This is a genomic window from Saccharomonospora piscinae (genome assembly GCF_005862235.1).
GTDB classification, from domain to species: domain Bacteria; phylum Actinomycetota; class Actinomycetes; order Mycobacteriales; family Pseudonocardiaceae; genus Saccharomonospora; species Saccharomonospora piscinae.
This window is the reverse complement of the sequence record NZ_VCEK01000010.1, coordinates 2,578-5,275: the sequence shown is the minus strand read 5'-3', so window position 1 is coordinate 5,275 and position 2,698 is coordinate 2,578. Positions and strand designations below refer to the sequence as shown.

Here is a 2,698-nt window from a genome sequence, read left to right as displayed (position 1 = left end):
TTGTTCGGCGGTGTCCTACTCTCCCACACCCCTTCGGGTGCAGTACCATCGGCGCTGGTGGGCTTAGCTTCCGGGTTCGGAATGGGTCCGGGCGTGTCCCTCACCGCTATGGCCACCGAAACACTGTGAAACACGTGTGGTGTTTCAGAGTTGCAGAGTGGGTGCGTAGCATGTTTGTGGTCAAGCCCTCGGCCGATTAGTACCAGTCCACTCGAGAACACATTGCTGTGCTTCCATGTCTGGCCTATCAACCCCATCGTCTTTGGGGGGCCTTACCCACTCGATGGTGGTGGGAGACCTCATCTTGGAACAGGCTTCCCGCTTAGATGCCTTCAGCGGTTATCCCTTCCGAACGTAGCTAACCAGCCGTGCCCCTGGTGGGACAACTGGCATACCAGAGGTTCGTCCGTCCCGGTCCTCTCGTACTAGGGACAGCCTTCCTCAAGTCTCCAACGCGCGCGGCGGATAGGGACCGAACTGTCTCACGACGTTCTAAACCCAGCTCGCGTGCCGCTTTAATGGGCGAACAGCCCAACCCTTGGGACCTACTCCGGCCCCAGGATGCGACGAGCCGACATCGAGGTGCCAAACCATGCCGTCGATATGGACTCTTGGGCAAGATCAGCCTGTTATCCCCGGGGTACCTTTTATCCGTTGAGCGACACCCCTTCCACCAGGAGGTGCCGGATCACTAGTCCCTGCTTTCGCACCTGCTCGACCTGCCAGTCTCACAGTCAAGCTCCCTTGTGCACTTACACTCGACACCTGATTGCCAACCAGGCTGAGGGAACCTTTGGGCGCCTCCGTTACTCTTTGGGAGGCAACCGCCCCAGTTAAACTACCCACCAGGCACTGTCCCTGAACCGGATCACGGTCCGAGGTTAGATTCCCAATCCGGCCAGAGTGGTATTTCAACGATGACTCCACGATCACTAGCGTGACCGCTTCCCAGTCTCCCACCTATCCTACACAAGCCGAACCGAAAACCAATACCAAGCTATAGTAAAGGTCCCGGGGTCTTTCCGTCCTGCCGCGCGAAACGAGCATCTTTACTCGTAGTGCAATTTCGCCGGGCCTGTGGTTGAGACAGCCGGAAAGTCGTTACGCCATTCGTGCAGGTCGGAACTTACCCGACAAGGAATTTCGCTACCTTAGGATGGTTATAGTTACCACCGCCGTTTACTGGCGCTTAAATTCTCAGCTTCACCCCCACAAGGAGGGTTAACCGGTCCTCTTAACGTTCCAGCACCGGGCAGGCGTCAGTCCATATACATCGACTTACGTCTTCGCATGGACCTGTGTTTTTAGTAAACAGTCGCTTTCCGCTGGTCTCTGCGGCCAACCCACCCTAGCCCGCGCAGGGCTTCAGGTGTTTTGGCCCCCCTTCTCCCGAAGTTACGGGGGCAATTTGCCGAGTTCCTTAACCACAGTTCACCCGATCGCCTTGGTATTCTCTACCTGACCACCTGTGTCGGTTTGGGGTACGGGCCACGCGTACACTCGCTAGAGGCTTTTCTCGGCAGCTGAGGATCACCCTACTTCGCCACAACGGCTATGCATCACGCCTCACCCTCGTCATCGAAGACAGCAGAACGGATTTCCCTGCTCTGCGGGCCACACGCTTACACCAGTATTACCACTGACTGGCGGGGCTACCTTCCTGCGTCACCCCATCGCTTGGCTACTACAAGCTCAGGTCCCACGCACCCAAGCACCAGGCCTCCGAAGAGACCACGATACCGGGCGGGTGGTTAGTCTCACCTGCCTCACCAGGGACGCACACACGCGGGTACGGGAATATCAACCCGTTGTCCATCGACTACGCCTGTCGGCCTCGCCTTAGGTCCCGACTTACCCTGGGCGGAACAACCTGGCCCAGGAACCCTTGGTCATCCGGCGGCAGAGATTCTCACTCTGCATTCGCTACTCATGCCTGCATTCTCACTCCCACACCCTCCACCACTCGGTTCCCCGGCGGCTTCGCTGGATGCGGGACGCTCCCCTACCCACCCACACGACTGGACACCCACCCCGAAGGGCCGGTGCCGATCACTTGTGTGAGTGACACAGCTTCGGCGGTGTGCTTAAGCCCCGCTACATTGTCGGCGCAGAACCACTTGACCAGTGAGCTATTACGCACTCTTTCAAGGATGGCTGCTTCTAAGCCAACCTCCTGGTTGTCTCTGCGACTCCACATCCTTTCCCACTGAGCACACACTTAGGGGCCTTAGCTGGTGTTCTGGGCTGTTTCCCTCTCGACGACGAAGCTTATCCCCCGCCGTCTCACTGCCGCGCTCTCACACACCTGTATTCGGAGTTTGGTTGACTTCGGTAAGCCGGTAAGCCCCCTAGGCCATCCAGTAGCTCTACCCCAGATGAGAAACACGCGACGCTGCACCTAAATGCATTTCGGGGAGAACCAGCTATCACGGAGTTTGATTGGCCTTTCACCCCTACCCACAGCTCATCCCCCAGGTTTTCAACCCTGGTGGGTTCGGGCCTCCACGCCGTCTTACCGGCGCTTCACCCTGGCCATGGGTAGATCACTCCGCTTCGGGTCTAGACCACGCGACTCACTCGCCCTGTTCAGACTCGCTTTCGCTCCGGCTACCCCACACGGGTTAACCTCGCCACGTAGCACTAACTCGCAGGCTCATTCTTCAAAAGGCACGCCATCACCCCATACAGGGCTCTGACG

General features: G+C 58.2%; 2 rRNA genes (1 of these 2 cut by a window edge). Both read right to left on the bottom strand.

Features of this window, described 5'->3' with window-relative positions:
* Window positions 1-2: 2 nt before the first annotated feature.
* Window positions 3-120: ribosomal RNA gene (gene rrf, locus FFT09_RS22800) — 5S ribosomal RNA — on the bottom strand.
* 56 nt (window positions 121-176) lie between these two features.
* Window positions 177-2,698 (bottom strand): 23S ribosomal RNA (locus tag FFT09_RS22795) (it continues 712 nt past the right edge of the window).